18 protein-coding genes are annotated in these 13,795 nt (G+C 39.8%); 5 read left to right on the top strand and 13 right to left on the bottom strand.

What is annotated here, in order from left to right; all coding sequences use genetic code 11:
* Nucleotides 1-7 precede the first annotated feature (7 nt).
* The gene (locus ACWIUJ_RS03750) at nt 8-1,054 is read left to right on the top strand and encodes a hypothetical protein (protein ID WP_454169047.1); all 1,047 of its coding nucleotides are present in this window, start codon (nt 8-10) and stop codon (nt 1,052-1,054) included.
* Here the strand turns inward: ACWIUJ_RS03750 and ACWIUJ_RS03745 are convergent.
* Nucleotides 1,026-1,205 carry a hypothetical protein gene (locus tag ACWIUJ_RS03745; protein ID WP_454169046.1) on the bottom strand — a complete coding sequence of 60 codons (180 nt, stop codon included), beginning with the start codon at nt 1,203-1,205 and terminating at the stop codon, nt 1,026-1,028. The two genes, ACWIUJ_RS03750 and ACWIUJ_RS03745, sit on opposite strands and share 29 nt — an antisense overlap.
* Nucleotides 1,206-1,388: 183 nt before the next feature.
* Between ACWIUJ_RS03745 and ACWIUJ_RS03740 the strand changes: the two genes are divergently transcribed.
* Nucleotides 1,389-2,258, top strand: coding sequence for a class I SAM-dependent methyltransferase (locus ACWIUJ_RS03740; RefSeq protein ID WP_454169044.1), 870 nt, complete (start codon nt 1,389-1,391; stop codon nt 2,256-2,258).
* A 306-nt stretch (nt 2,259-2,564) separates the two neighbouring features.
* Here ACWIUJ_RS03740 and rplT read toward each other — a convergent pair whose 3' ends face one another.
* From rplT to proB, 10 genes are all read right to left on the bottom strand, one after another.
* Entirely contained in the window at nt 2,565-2,918 is a 354-nt protein-coding gene (gene rplT / locus ACWIUJ_RS03735; RefSeq protein WP_454151599.1) for a 50S ribosomal protein L20, read from the bottom strand.
* A gap of 356 nt (nt 2,919-3,274) precedes the next feature.
* A complete protein-coding gene (rpmI, locus tag ACWIUJ_RS03730; RefSeq protein ID WP_023926866.1) occupies nt 3,275-3,469 on the bottom strand; it encodes a 50S ribosomal protein L35 in 195 nt (64 codons plus the stop codon).
* A gap of 23 nt (nt 3,470-3,492) precedes the next feature.
* Nucleotides 3,493-3,879, bottom strand: a complete 387-nt coding sequence (locus ACWIUJ_RS03725) for a hypothetical protein (RefSeq protein WP_454169042.1) — start codon at nt 3,877-3,879, stop codon at nt 3,493-3,495.
* Nucleotides 3,879-4,040: a hypothetical protein gene (locus ACWIUJ_RS03720; protein ID WP_454169040.1), complete on the bottom strand. Its 162-nt coding sequence runs from the start codon at nt 4,038-4,040 to the stop codon at nt 3,879-3,881. The genes ACWIUJ_RS03725 and ACWIUJ_RS03720 overlap by 1 nt, the downstream gene beginning before the upstream one ends.
* Nucleotides 4,041-4,107: 67 nt before the next feature.
* Nucleotides 4,108-4,626, bottom strand: a complete 519-nt coding sequence (gene infC / locus ACWIUJ_RS03715) for a translation initiation factor IF-3 (RefSeq protein WP_454169038.1) — start codon at nt 4,624-4,626, stop codon at nt 4,108-4,110.
* Nucleotides 4,619-6,448: a threonine--tRNA ligase gene (thrS, locus tag ACWIUJ_RS03710; protein ID WP_454169036.1), complete on the bottom strand. Its 1,830-nt coding sequence runs from the start codon at nt 6,446-6,448 to the stop codon at nt 4,619-4,621. The genes infC and thrS overlap by 8 nt, the downstream gene beginning before the upstream one ends.
* Before the next feature lies 1 nt (nt 6,449).
* On the bottom strand, nt 6,450-7,010 hold the full coding sequence (gene frr / locus ACWIUJ_RS03705) for a ribosome recycling factor (protein ID WP_454151606.1): 561 nt from the start codon (nt 7,008-7,010) through the stop codon (nt 6,450-6,452).
* Between the two features lie 16 nt (nt 7,011-7,026).
* Nucleotides 7,027-7,416: a preprotein translocase subunit SecG gene (gene secG, locus ACWIUJ_RS03700; protein ID WP_454169034.1), complete on the bottom strand. Its 390-nt coding sequence runs from the start codon at nt 7,414-7,416 to the stop codon at nt 7,027-7,029.
* A gap of 87 nt (nt 7,417-7,503) precedes the next feature.
* Nucleotides 7,504-8,427 (bottom strand): methionyl-tRNA formyltransferase, encoded by a 924-nt coding sequence (locus ACWIUJ_RS03695; protein ID WP_454169032.1) that lies wholly within the window; start codon nt 8,425-8,427, stop codon nt 7,504-7,506.
* A gap of 10 nt (nt 8,428-8,437) precedes the next feature.
* Entirely contained in the window at nt 8,438-9,208 is a 771-nt protein-coding gene (proB, locus tag ACWIUJ_RS03690) for a glutamate 5-kinase (RefSeq protein ID WP_454169031.1), read from the bottom strand.
* 93 nt (nt 9,209-9,301) lie between these two features.
* Between proB and ACWIUJ_RS03685 the strand changes: the two genes are divergently transcribed.
* The 3 genes from ACWIUJ_RS03685 to ACWIUJ_RS03675 are packed head-to-tail and all read left to right on the top strand — an operon-like array spanning nt 9,302 to nt 11,135.
* Nucleotides 9,302-9,841: a DMT family transporter gene (locus tag ACWIUJ_RS03685; protein ID WP_454169029.1), complete on the top strand. Its 540-nt coding sequence runs from the start codon at nt 9,302-9,304 to the stop codon at nt 9,839-9,841.
* A complete protein-coding gene (locus tag ACWIUJ_RS03680; RefSeq protein ID WP_454151616.1) occupies nt 9,838-10,155 on the top strand; it encodes an SMR family transporter in 318 nt (105 codons plus the stop codon). The genes ACWIUJ_RS03685 and ACWIUJ_RS03680 overlap by 4 nt, the downstream gene beginning before the upstream one ends.
* A 56-nt stretch (nt 10,156-10,211) precedes the next feature.
* On the top strand, nt 10,212-11,135 hold the full coding sequence (locus ACWIUJ_RS03675) for a hypothetical protein (RefSeq protein ID WP_454169027.1): 924 nt from the start codon (nt 10,212-10,214) through the stop codon (nt 11,133-11,135).
* 62 nt (nt 11,136-11,197) lie between these two features.
* Here ACWIUJ_RS03675 and ACWIUJ_RS03670 read toward each other — a convergent pair whose 3' ends face one another.
* Entirely contained in the window at nt 11,198-12,547 is a 1,350-nt protein-coding gene (locus tag ACWIUJ_RS03670; RefSeq protein WP_454169025.1) for a tetratricopeptide repeat protein, read from the bottom strand.
* A 51-nt stretch (nt 12,548-12,598) separates the two neighbouring features.
* A complete protein-coding gene (gene ychF / locus ACWIUJ_RS03665) occupies nt 12,599-13,699 on the bottom strand; it encodes a redox-regulated ATPase YchF (RefSeq protein ID WP_454169023.1) in 1,101 nt (366 codons plus the stop codon).
* Between the last annotated feature and the right edge of the window lie 96 nt (nt 13,700-13,795).

Genomic DNA, 13,795 nt, shown 5'->3' with positions numbered 1-13,795 from the left:
ATATGTCTTGCAAACTATCGGGCGAGGGGTGCGAATCGAGCCTTTTGCAAATGTGCGCAAAAGGCTTGAAAAAGCACATATAGATTCTACCATAAAATCTAGCCTAACGCCTTTATGTGCGGGGCTAGAGAGCTTATTTATAATGGCAAGTGATTATAATGCGATAGAGGGGATTTTGCAAGGGATTGAATCTTTTAAAACAAGTGGTGCAATAAAGGGCTTTAAGGTTAGGAAAGATTTTTCGCCATTGCTTGTGCCGACATATAAAGAGGGCAAAAAGCGTAACGAAGTCTATGCGATTTCTAAGGTGGATTTTGAGAATTTGCGTAAATTTGTGGAGAGCTATGATGAGGATATTTTATTGCTTAGTTGTGGGTGCAAGGTTGTGGATTTAGGGCTTAGCACAGCGCGTAAAATCCGTGAGAACAAAGGCTTTGAAGTGCGCGGAAATAGGCAAAATCTAAATCCTAGAAATGCTTTTGTAGTTGTCGATAGATTTTTCCATAGCACAGCAAAAGAGTTGAGCGAATTTAAAAATTTAGATAATGAAATCTGTCATTTTGAAAAATTTAGTAGCACGCTAGATGAAGTCATCATCGATGAAATCAACAAGAAAATAAAAGAGCTAGTAAGTAGCACAAATGCAGGGCAAAAAAGCGAATCGCAGCTAATGGAGGAAGTAAAGAGTGGCAAACTAAGCATAGAGGACTACACCAAAGCGATAAAATCTAGCACACGCAAAGCCACCAATGAAGTCTATGGCTACACGCTAGATTCTAGCTTGTCAAAACATTATTACAATCCGCTAATCATCGATGAAAAGGGCAAAGGTGGGGTAGTGTATGCGATAAAACACCCCAGCGAAGTGGAGTTTTTGCGTGATTTAGGCGAGTATGTGGCGAGTGAATCTAACGCGCTAAAAAATTGCGAATGGTGCTTTTGTCGATTGGTAGAAAATGTCGATGAAATCTATGTGCCTTATTTTGATGAAGCTATGCAAGAAATGCGGAAATTTTACCCTGATTTTATCTTTTGTGAAAAGCGCGGACTTTGACATTGTCTTTACGGACATCAAAATGTGCTTTTGTAAAGCCAAGTGTATAAAAAACGCATTCATACACAAGTAGCACGGATTTGATGATAAGATTAGCGGGGGTGCCGTGTTTGATTATCCAGCTCCCCGAGCAAAAGTCATCATTATCCATCACGCCATAGACTTACAATGTGATAAAAAGCCATAACATTATAACTATGTTCATTCTAGTTTTAAAAAGATTGTTTTTTAACAATTTTTTGGTAGTATAAAACTCTTGTTTTGAAAATGATAAAAAATAATCCAAATCGGATTTTGCTATCATCGTATGTTTTGACAAGGAAAAGGAGACAAAATGACAACTACACAAAAAATCAAACGTGAGATAAAGCGAATCTTGCGACAAATTGGGATTATAAAAACGCCACACAATGTAAGAATGATGAGTGATAGCGAGATTCGAGCCGATATGGCTGAGTATAAACGCCTGAATAACGATACGCGCTTTGTGATGGAAAAGGAAAATCTCTACATTTGCAAAGGCGACAAATACACGGAAAATGGCGGAGTTATCAATAACTCTTACTTTATCCAAGATATTTGGGGTGCGCGAAAAGTGCTAGAAAATCACCCTGCGGTGCATTATGATGTGGGTTCTAGCGTATGGGGATTTATTGCGCATTTGTTAGCGCAAAAGCAAAAAATCGTGCTTATTGACATTCGCAAAATGAGCAATAATTTTGACACCACATTTCTAAACGGGGGGGGGGGGGATCGTCCCTGTGGCGTGGAATATATCCAAGCAGACGCGACAAATTTAGAACATATCAAAGATGAGAGTGTAGAATCTATCTCCGCGCTTTGTAGCGTGGAGCATTTTGGGCTTGGGCGATTTGGTGATAAAATCCAGCCAGATGCGTGGGAGTGCGCTTTGAAGGCATTTCAACGCGTTTTGAAAAAGGGCGGGAGGTTATATTTTAGTGTGCCTGTGGGGCAAGTTAGCAAGGTTTGTTTTAACGCCCACCGCGTATTTCGCTCAGAGCTCATCATCAATACGCTTGATAAGATGGACATCGCGGAGTTTAGCTATATCGATGGTTTTGGGACGATTATGTGTATGGAGCGCAAAAATGGTGCGTTGCAGGTGTATAAAGACAAGTTAGATTCTATCCCTGAATACAAAAATAACGGCGTGGTGGGACTTTTTGAGTTTGTGAAAAAGTAGTGGGTGTTATAAATAAATGTAATAATTTTCAAAGATATGACAATGGAGAGTATGCGATTTAAGATTTTTACATAATAATGCTACATCTTCTAACTCGTAATCCTTACTATGAATGATTCCTAAGTATAATTTGATTTGTTTTGTTATGTTGTTTGTATTGTATAAATTATAGAAGTCAAGTAAGTTAATCGGCTTCACTCTAGTGCTATTTATTGTTGTGGTGATGAGGCTAACCATAATTTCGTCAGTTTCATCACCGTTATGCACAATACACAATAAAACGATATAGCTCTATGCGTTGTCGCACTATTTCATCGCTCCTTTTGCGCTTTGCACGAGTTTATTAAAGCTCTCAATGTCATTTAACGCCATATCGGCGAGAATCTTCCTATCCATCTCGATATTTGCGAGCTTTAGCCCGTGCATAAACTTAGAATAGCTTATATCTTGCATTCTGCACGCTGCATTGATACGGATAATCCAAAGACTTCTAAAATCGCGCTTTTTTTGCTTCCTGTCGCGAAACGCATAGCACAAACTTCGCTCTAGTTGCTCTTTTGCCTTGCGGAAATGCTTCCTACGCCCGCTATAAAAGCCTTTTGCCTGTTTTAGGACTTTTTTGTGTCGCCTGCGGCGCACTATGCCTGTTTTTACTCTCATTGTTTCTCCTTTACCTTTTTTAGGTGCAACTCTTATTTCACGCTTGTGCTTTTGGGCGTATTTGTAAGATTATTTCGGCTATTTCGCCTGCGATGAATGACATATTCTATCTTGGCTCATAGCCTCTAAAGCCCACAAACACGCCTCAAAATCCCTGCGCTTATTTTTATTGTTTTTAGAGTTAATCTTTCCCTTTTTTGCGTATTTGTAAAATTCTATTTTACGCATTTTTAAGGGGGACTTTGACTGAAACTTCTCTTTTTTACTCGCATTTTTTGTGCATTTTAAAATGTGCAAGCCTTATAAACGCTCCACATTAAGCGATTTATCCACATTGTGAAATCTATGCCACAACGCTACGCTTGGCAAAGTAGATTCTTCACAGAATCAATATTTGCGCTATGCACAAAATGGGGCGATTTTAGTCGCGCTTTGCGCTTGGGCGATTTTTTTGTCAATATATGACTGCGAAACGCACTACCGCGTTTGATAAGATTTTTTTTGCATTTAAATCTTTTTGCCGCCCCGCGATTTGTTTTCATCTTTGGCATTATGCTTACCTCCTTTCATAAGATTAGATATTGCTATGTTGCACAGCGTATTTATGTATGTTGTTAAATATTTCTTTATTTTGTGTGATAATGTCCATATTTTCGTCAATAATCCCTTGATACATTGCGTTGTTTTCATCGACTACTTTTTTATTTAAATAGCCCTGCATATAGTATTTGTAATACAAATCAAGGGCAGTTAAAATTTTAAATTTAGCGAGCATTATGCCATTTTCGTCCAAATTTTTATCAGCATTAGAATCTAAATAGTTTTCTATTTTTTGCGTCATAGAAAATTCTACCTCCACAGTGGCACTTTGGATAAAAATCTTTTTAGCAATCCAAAATGACGCCAAAATAGTAACAATAGGCAACAATATATTTGCAAATTTTAGTGTAATCTCTAACATTATTTTTTGACTTCTTTAGCTTGTTTTGTGGTTTGTTTTGTCTTAGCTTTTGCTTGCTCTGCTATTCCTTGTGCGCGGATTTTTTTTGCCAACTCTAATGCTAGGCTATACCCACTTAAATGTTTAGAATTTACTTGTGTTGTTGTTTGATTCCCACTCATTTTTACTCCTAATTTTTTGTAAGTTTGGCATTATACCACAAATTCACTTCGCCACTTACTCCGCCCTTTATTTGGATTTTTTAGGCACATACAGCACGGAGAGATACCGCCCCTCTAGCTTTGGCTCTTTTTCTGCTATCGCGATTTCCTCTATCATTGCTGCGACTTTTTTTAGCGTATCAGCCCCAGCTTCAGGGATATTTACCTCGCGCTGTTTGAGAAACACTTTAAACCGCACATGCTTTCCAGAATTTAAAAACTCGATTGCGTGTTTTACTTTGTAGTTGATGTCGTTTTGGGCGATTTGGGTGGAGAGTTTGATTTCTTTGATGTCGATTTGTTTTTGCTTTTTGCGCGCTTCTTTTTGTCGCTTTTCTTGATGATAGCGGAATTTCCCATAATCCATTACTTTGCAGACGGGTGGTTTGGCATTTGGCGAGATAAGCACCAAATCCAAATCCTCCCTCACCGCGATTTCTAACGCCTCTCTAGAGCTCATCACCCCATACACTTCGCCACTATCGCTGATACAGCGCACTTCGCTAAGGTTTATTTCCTCATTTATTAGCACTTCTTCTTTACTCAAAGCTCACCCTTTGCAATTTAGATTTTACCATTTCCAAAAATTCTCCTTCGCTTAGATTGTATTGTGAATCCTCTTTTTTCACGCGTCTATCGCGCAATGCTAGCATTTTGGATTCCACTTCGTTTGCACCGATGACTGCGATTAAAGGCACGCGGGCTTTTTCTGCGTTGCGCACGCGCTTTGAGAGGGTTTCATTCTTATCGCTCACTTCGCTATACGCGCCGATTTCGCGCAGTTTTAGCTGGATTTCTTTCGCATACGCGTTTTGCTCCTGCCCGATAGGGATAAGCACCACTTGGGTGGGCGCAATGGCGAAAGGAAACTCCCCGCTAAAATGCTCTGTCAAAATCGCTACAAACCGCTCAAAACTCCCCAAAATCGCGCGGTGTAGCATCACAGGCCGTTTGGCTTCGTTATTTTCATCGATATATTCTAGCTCAAATCTTTCAGGCAGATTCATATCCACCTGCACCGTGCCACATTGCCATTTTCGCCCTATCGCATCGGTTATCTTTATGTCAATCTTAGGTCCATAAAACGCCCCGCCACCCTCATCTATGCCGTATTTTATGCCGTTTTTTTCTAGCGCGTTTTGTAGCGCAAGCGTAGCGGATTCCCAAATAGCATCTTCGCCTATGGACTTGCTTGGGCGCGTGCTTAGCTCCATCTCATAGCTAAAATCAAAGGCTTTCATTATCTTGTGCGTAAATTCTAGAATCTGATTGACTTCGCTTTCAATCTGGCTAGGCAGGCAAAAAATATGCGCATCATCTTGGGTAAATTCTCTCACCCTCAAAAGCCCGTGAAGCACGCCACTTTTTTCGTGGCGATGCACGATTCCGTATTCATAAAATCTTAACGGCAATTCGCGGTAACTTCGCTTGGCACTTTGATAGACTTTGATATGCCCGACACAATTCATCGGCTTTATGCCGTATTCTTGCTCATCGATGGTGGTGAAATACATATTTTCTTTGTAGTTGGCATAATGCCCGCTTTTGCGCCACACATCGCTTTTTAGGATTTCAGGGGCGCGCACAGGCTCATATTCGCGCATTATCAGCGCACGGGTGAGTAGCTCTTCTATTTTGCGTCTAAGCCTTGCTCCTGCGGGTAGCCATATCGGCAGTCCCGCGCCGATTTCTTCATCAAATGTGAAAAGCCCCATTTCTTGCCCTAGTTTTCTATGGTCGCGCTTTTTTGCCTCCTCCATTTGCGTTATGTAGGAATCTAGCGACTCTTTATCGGCAAAGGCAATGCCATAGATTCTTGTCAGCATTTGCGCACTCTCATCGCCCCCTAGATACGCTCCTGCGATTTTGGTGAGCTTAAAATGCGCTAAAAGTTTGGTATTTGGCAAATGCGGTCCCCGACACAAATCAAAAAAATCGCCCTGCGTGTAAATCCCAAAGCTATTCCCTGTAATCTTGCTCATCACCGCGAGTTTGAGCTCATCATCGGCAAATCTCTCTTGCGCGTCTTTGCGAGTCATCGTGGATTTGGTGATTTCATAGCCTTTTTGGGCGATTTCTTTCATTTTCTTTTGGATTTTGGGCAAATCCTCCTCGCTGATTTTAGAATCTACCTTAAAATCATAATAAAACCCCTCATCTACCACAGGACCTACAAAGAACTTCGCCTCAGGATAAAGGCTCTTTATCGCTTGGGCTAGCAAATGCGCACAAGAATGACGGATAATCTCTAGGGAATCTTTGCTATTGTCAAAATAAATATCCACCCCACCATTTAAAGCACGCTCTTTAATTGTGCAAATATCAAAAATTTCTCCATCAATATTTTTGCCAATAATTGTCTTACTCAAACTATACCTTTAAAATCTCATCTTCTTTGTGTTTTAATGTTTCATCAATTTTTTTAATAAATTCATCAGTAGTTTTTTGCACGCTATCTTGTGTTTTTTTGCTTTCATCTTCGGTGATTTGTTTGTCTTTTTCAAGTTTTTTGATTGCATTGTTTGATTCTTGACGGGCATTGCGGATAGATATGCGTCCCTTTTCTGCCATTGCTTTTGCTTGTTTAGCGATTTCTACGCGTTGTTCTTTTGTCATTGGCGGGAAGTTTAAACGGATAGATTCCCCGTCATTATTGGGATTTGCACCTATATTTGCTTCTAAAATTGCACGCTCAATCTCTTTTAGTAAGCCCTTATCCCAAGGCGTTATGAGAATCGTGCTTGCATCTTGGATAACTACTGAAGCCATTTGATTAAGCGGGGTAGGGTTACCATAATAATCTGCCTTTACACTATCGAGCTGAGCAGCACTCACACGCCCACTGCGAAGTTGAGAAAACTCCTTTTTAAGAGCGTTGAGAGATTTTTCCATATTTTCTTTGGTTTGAGCTAAAATTTCATCAGTTTGCATTATTTTCCTTATAATTTTATGGTGCGCTAGGAGCGGTTGGCGCACTTGGAGCTTGATTTTGTGAATCTTGTGAGAACGGATTGAACTCATCAGTAACCTTTAATGCGTCTTCAGCTTCTTGTCCAGCAGAGGGTTGCAATGTGCTTGGGATAGTAGAATCAAGTTTATCTGTAACGCTTGTTTGTTTGTTATGGATATAAGCAAGAGCAATGGTATTAGCGATAAATAATAATCCAAGAAAAAGTGTAGCTTTAGCTAAAAATCCAGCCGGTCCCTTTGCGCCAAACATACTTTCATTGCTTCCACTATACGCGCCTAGCCCGATACTTGAGCTTTTTTGTAACAACACCACAATGGTGATAAAAATCGTCAAAACGATTTGAATGACAAGCAGAGTATTTGCCATATTTCTTACTCCCTAAAATAAAATTTTATATAAATCAAACAAATATGCTAAAATCGCACATTTTAGCAAAAAAATCTTTAAAAATTACTAAGAATCTACAAGTTTATCCCCCACTTTTAATCGAACTCCCAAAAAATATGTCGTAATATCCATTGGAGTTTTTGAGGGAGCTTGGACTTTACTAATCTCTAAACTTCCACACTCACAGCCAACAACTACACTTTTTGGCAAGATTCTTAGAATCTGTGCGGGCGTGAAGTGCCCCTGTGTGTCAAAACTTACAATTTCTAAAATCTTTAATCCATTTTTTGCAAAGATACTAGGCCAGCCTTTGAATGCTAAATATTTGCGATAAATTGCCTCTGCATTATCAAAGCAAATTTCTCCATCGCTTTTTTTAATCTTTTTACAATAGCTTGAGTCTGCATTGCATTGTGGTAATGGGAGAATCTGCTTTTCTTTTTCAAAGTCTTGTAAAAATTGTTGCAAGATTTGAGCACCCTTGATTGCGAGGGTATTCGCAAGTTCTTCGATGTTTTGATTGGTATTTTTAACAAAGCTCATACCCAAAATCGCTCCGCTATCAAGGCTTTCTTCCATTTGCATAACACTTATGCCAAAAAATTTTGGATTTGCCATAATCATTTCTTGTAATGGACTTGCTCCACGCAAATGAGGCAGTATAGAAGCGTGGAGATTCACACACGGGGCAATGTCTAAAAATTCTTTTGAGAGAATTTGCCCATACGCCACGACTACGATGATTTCTGGGTGTAATCCCCGCACGCTATCTAAAGTCTGTGCGCTAATGCGCTCGGGTTGTAAAATGGGCAAGTTAGGAATCTTAGAGAGTAAAAAACTCTTTGTCTCTGGGGGTTTAAGTTCTTGTTTGCGTCCAAATGGCTTATCGGGTTGAGTAAGCAACCCCACGATAGTGTGTTGTGTGTTTTTTAGTAACTCTTCAAACACTACTTTAGCAAAATATGGCGTTCCAGCAAGCAAGATTCTCAAATTTCATTCCTTATATTGTCCAATTTCCAAAAAGCGTGCCACTTCGTTGCACTCCATTAAGCAAAAATTCTTGTGTAATTTCTAATTTATCACCATTGCTTAGAAACATTGATTTTTCCCGCTCTATGAGGTATTGTGCAGCGATAAGTTTTGTTACAATTCCGCCTGTGGCGAACTCTGCATTTGGATTTTGTGGAGCTTGCAAATCTTTAGAATCTATGTGAGTGATATGGGGTAAAATTTTGGCATTTGGATTTTTTGTGGGATTATCATCGTAATATCCATCAATGTCGCTTAAAATCACCAAAATTGTCGCGTCAAAATAATGCGCTACATACGCACCGAGCCTGTCATTATCCCCGATAAATTCACTTACCGAAGTAGAGTCGTTTTCATTGATAATTGGGAGCACATTATGCACCAAAAGCGTGTCTATACAATCTTTAGCGTGCTGTATTTGTGTTTGGGAATCAAAGTTATACTTTGTCAGCAAGACTTGAGCGACCTCGATACCAAATACACCAAATTCATCGCGGTAAATCTGCATAAGTAGAGGTTGCCCAATGCTTGCTAATGCCTGTTTGTTTGGCATTGAGCGTTTGTCTATTTTTATGCGAGTGTATCCTGTGGGTGTAGCACCAGAACTTACCAAAATAACATCATATCTGGCGCGTAGAGATTGTATGAGATTCACAAGTTTGGCGATTTGGGTGGTTTTGATTGTCTCTCCATCTGAGATATTTGAGCCACCGACTTTGAGCACGACACGAGGTTTATTCATTCTATTTCCTTAATTTTTAACGATATAAACTTTGTATTATACATAATCAATTAAGATTCTATAAAATATTTAAAACAAAATAAAGAGAATCGTATGCTAAAACTCTCTCGCACAAATGCGTGGATAATGCTTTTTGCCGCTATTGGCTTAGAAATCTGCGGGCTTAGCCTGCTAAAAGTCTTTGAGGCAAATCCTATCTTAGGTAAAGTCATTTTAATCGCGCTAATGAATCTCTCATATTTTCTTATGTCGCTTACACTGCGACAAATCGCTGTGGGCGTGGCTTATGCCACTTGGGAAATCATCGGTGGGATTGGCGTGCTACTTGTTAGCTTTGTGTTTTTTGACCCCGTTTTGACCACCGAGCAGTATTTTGGCATTGTCATAGGTTTTGTGGGGATTATTTGCATAATCTTAGGTGAAGAGCATAGTGAGGAATCACCGAAAGAATCACATAAAGATTTTAATCCAATGCAAGAATCTAGCCTAAAATCTAGCGTGGAGGCGAAATCTGTGGCGGATTTTAGCGCGGGTTTAAATCCTGCTATGGAATCTAGAGCGGATTTTGGTGCAAAATCTCGCACGGATTTTAGTCTAGATTCTCAAGCAGATTCTAAGAAGGGGCGCAAATGATAGCATTTTTGTTAGTTGCACTCTCTGGCTTGTTAGATGTGTTTGCAAACCTCGCACTAGCGAAATCAAATGGCTTTAAGAATCTAAAATGGGGGATTTTGGCGTTATTGCTTGTGGATAGCGTGTTTTTGTTTTTGGCATTTGCGCTTGATTTGGGAATGGAGCTTCCTGTGGCTTATACTTTGTGGGGAGCGATAGGGATTTTAGGCACGGTAGTTGGGGGGTATTATTATTTTGGGCAAAAGCTAAAACCCATAGGTTTTGTAGGCATAGTCCTTGTGCTTATCGCGGTGTATTTGCTTCATTTTGCGTAAGATACTATCGTTTGTGTCATTACGCTTCTTTTATCCATAAAATCAAAGGAGCATAAATGAGATTTTGCAAGAAATTACAAAGCGCATTGTTTATATTGCTTTTTGCAAACTTTAGCATTATATCCGTAGCCTTTGGCTTAGATATAGATTCTTTGCGACAAAAGCGAGACATTATAAATGGCTCTTTTGTCAAAAAAACACACACTGATATGCTATATAGTAATACCATATATGAGGGCAAAGGGCGCATAAGTGGTGTGCTAGTGTGGAGAACGGGCGTCATAGCAGATATGGAAGGTTGGGGATTTAGAGAGTTATTGTTTGTGCCTGATAGAAATAGTGTGTTTGATGAATATATGAATTTTACTCTATGCAGAAGCGATGATGAAGAGCACTCAAAACAGCACCATTGCTTGGATAAAAATATCACTACAAAAATATCTCACGCATTGGGGCAAAATTGGCACGAAAAATATGCCTTGTCAGATTTTATGGTAAGGGCAGAAGTGGATATTGCTAATCATAAGAATTTTATGACAGATTGGATAGAGGGCGGTATAGATTATGTGGATTTTAAAGATTTAAAATTGCATTATGACATACATATTGACTATTGGCAAAACAATATAAATCAACTTTTTGAAAATCCACTCGCAGAGCCAAAAATTATGATAAATATTTTAAGGTATGCCTCCAAAGACTCTTATATAAACTTACGCGAATCGCCAAATGGGAAGATTCTCTATGCGATACAAAAAAACGAAGTTGCAACATACAAAAAGACGCCTGATGAAGAGTTTGGAATATTATTTTGCAAAATGACAGAATCTAGCGCAAACAAAGGCATAATCATATTTTTAGGCAACGATTCTCCCAAATGGTATAAAATCGCCTATATCCCACCAAATGCAAAAGACACAAGCAAAGCAATCTATGGCGTGATTCATAGCTCACAAGTGGGATTTGAATGCGGGGAGTAAGATTCAAAGTTATAGAATCTCAATCAAAGCAAGATTTTTAAAAATCTCGCGCGAATCTACGCTTATTTATAGCCTTTTTTAGCACTCCAAATCTCTACTTTCCACCGATTCACGCAATCTTTGTATTCATCATAATCTTGTGCGTATTTTTCATCGCAATCATCATTCGTTTTTTGACAAGCGACATATTTATCATAATTTTTTAGATATTTGTAAGAGCAGCCTTTGCCACTATAAACTTCTGCATTGTCATAATCCCCGCGCTCAAAATAATCTCTAGCGATACTCAAACACGCATCGCCAAACTCCAAATCACAAGCCTTTTGCAAAAATCTTTGCGCCTTTTTGGTGTCTCTTTTTGCGCCGTAGTTTTCCCAATCAAGACTACTATAAAATCCATATAGCTGATAGCAGGATTTGCCGTCATTTTGGGCGCATAGCTTTTCGCGCGTGGGATTGACTTTGTCGCAAAATATCTCGTCATAATCGTAAGTATCGCACAGCATTCCATAGTAATATAGCGATTTTTGGCTATCTTTGGCGATTCCTAGTGATTTGTCGCCATTTTCATAGATTTTTGCTAAATTATCGCACTTATTTGGACCGCCTCCTATATGCGTGTGGCAGAGTTTATCGGCGTAGTGAATGTATTTTGAGCTATTTGGCGCGATACCCATTTTTTCATCGCCCTTTTTGTATATATCTACAACTTCCCAGCAATAATCCTCAGTCCTTGTATAGCTATCATCATCGCAAACTTTATCCCACGCTAATTCGGCTTTTGCTAGATTTTTAGGCACACCTAACCCTAGCGCAAACATTCTCCCCAAAACATAGCACGATTCGTTTTCATCAATATCGCTCTCCAAATCACAATCGCCCTCCAAATAGCCTCTAGCTTTGTCGTAGTCGCCTTTATAATAATAAAATACGCCAAGTTTTCCGCAACCCATATTATTTTTGCAATCATTGATAAATGCCTTTTCATAAAAGTCATCTTGCGCTTCACAAGCCTTTTGCAGTCCTAAATAACAAGCTTTTGAATGATATTTTTCTACTAATTCAAATTGCATTGAACCTCTTGAAATTTCAAAGCCATATACTTTGTGCGATTGCGCCCAAAATGCGCCTAACTCAAAACAAGCCTGTGCTTCCTCTGCCTCACAAGCCCTCTCTAACTTTTCAAATGCCTCATCTCTTTCATCACAAGCCTCTTTGCCATTGGGCAATGTTTCATCATTGCGACATTGCGATTCTAGCTTTAATAATTCATCGATTGTTTTGCCCGTATATGCGCTCTTTTGCGTGGCATCATCGTTGATATTGTCCGCATACGCAAATATTGCAAAACCCACGAAACCTATGAATCCCAAAATTGCGAATCCAAAAATCAAAGAATTTTTATTTTGCATAATTTATTCCCCATTTTTTCGCTTGTAGCAATAAACTTGCGTCTTAACCACCTACACATTAAATCTAAAGTGCATTACATCACCGTCTTGGACGACATAGTCTTTGCCCTCGCTTCGCATTGCGCCCGCTTCTTTTGCCTTTGCCTCGCCTCCGTTTTTGATAAAGTCATCATAGCTAATCGTTTCCGCACGGATAAAGCCTTTTTCAAAGTCGTTGTGGATTACGCCTGCGGCTTGCGGGGCTTTGCTCCCACGCGCTATCGTCCAAGAGCGCACTTCTTGCACGCCCGCAGTAAAGTAGCTAATAAGCCCGAGTTTTTCAAAGCCTAAGCGAATGATTTGCTCTAGCCCAGATTCTCCCACGCCTAGCTCACGCAAAAATTCTGCCCGCTCTTCCTCGCTTAGCCCCACCATTTCCTCTTCGATTTTGGCGCATAGCTTTATCGTTTCAAAGCCGTTTTTTGCGCCATATTCACGCACTTTTTGCACATATTCATTCTCATTTGCTAGCTCGCCTTCACTCACATTCGCACCATAAATCACCTCTTTCGCACTTAAAAATCTTAGCTCTTTATTTAAAATCTCATATTCTTTGCTTGCAGATTCTGCGAAACTTCTCGCAGGATTATTCCCCTCTAAATGCGCTAGCAACGCCCTTGCACATTCTAAAATCTTTCCTGCGTCTTTGCTTGCTTTTGCCTCGCGCTCTAACTTCCCCACTCGCTTTAGCAAGGTGGCAATGTCGGCTAAAACTAGCTCTAATTCGATGATTTCTATGTCGCCTAGCGGGTCGATACGATTCTCAATATGCGTAATGTCAGAATCTTCAAAACACCGCACGATATGCAAAATCATATCCGCTTCTTTAATGTTTGCTAAAAATTGATTGCCAAGTCCCTCGCCCTTGCTCGCCCCGCGCACAAGCCCTGCAATATCGACAAACTCGATTTGAGAATGCAAAATCCGCTGTGGATTGACAATTTTTGCTAGCTCATTTAAGCGCGTATCAGGCACTTCGACAATGGCTTTATTTGGCTCGATGGTGCAAAATGGGTAGTTTGCGCTTTGGGCATTTTGTGCTTTTGTCAGCGCGTTAAAGGTGGTGGATTTGCCGACATTTGGCAAGCCCACTATGCCTATGCTAAGTCCCATTTCACGCCTTTATTTGGATTTTTTGGGAGGGGTTTTTGGCTGGTTTGATAAGGGCTTTACTTGCTTAGAGTTGCGCGCAGGCAGTTTTTGCTTAGA

It is taken from the genome of Helicobacter sp. 23-1046, from assembly GCF_053654635.1.
Note: the sequence above shows the minus strand (reverse complement) of the source record. Positions and strands in the feature narration are given on the sequence as shown.